The organism is Polaribacter sp. BAL334, from assembly GCF_015767435.1.
GTDB lineage: Bacteria > Bacteroidota > Bacteroidia > Flavobacteriales > Flavobacteriaceae > Polaribacter.
In genome coordinates, this window is sequence record NZ_JADWOV010000138.1 from 1 (window position 1) to 405 (window position 405).

General features: G+C 33.1%; 1 protein-coding gene. It reads right to left on the reverse strand.

Translation table 11 applies throughout. From position 1 onward, the window contains the following. On the reverse strand, positions 1-405 hold a 405-nt coding region (locus IU405_RS00720; protein ID WP_197436734.1), incomplete at both ends, for a tetratricopeptide repeat protein.

Sequence of the window (405 nt, forward strand, 5' to 3'; positions counted from 1 at the left end):
AAATAAGTCTATCGCTTTTCGATAGTCTTTTATTCCGAAATAACATTCGCCTCGCAAAAAATCAATATTTTCTCCCCAAGGTGCGTCTACAAAATTTGGTGTTAGACTATCAAGTCTGTCAAAATCAGCAAGAGCTTTATCATAATCACGTATTTTTCTTAATCTTATCCAAGCTCTATAACCTAAATGTGAAGTAGGATTTAGTTCTACTGCTTTGTTAAGATATTCAAATCCTTGTTTGAAATCTCCCGATTTATTATAGGAAACTGAACGTTCCATCCAAGCATCGCTGTTATTTTGGTCATATTCAATGGCTTTTTCGTATTGATGAGCGCTTACCATTAAATTTGATTTCTCTGTGTCTGATTTTATATTCCACCAAATTGTAACTCCAATGACTAATAA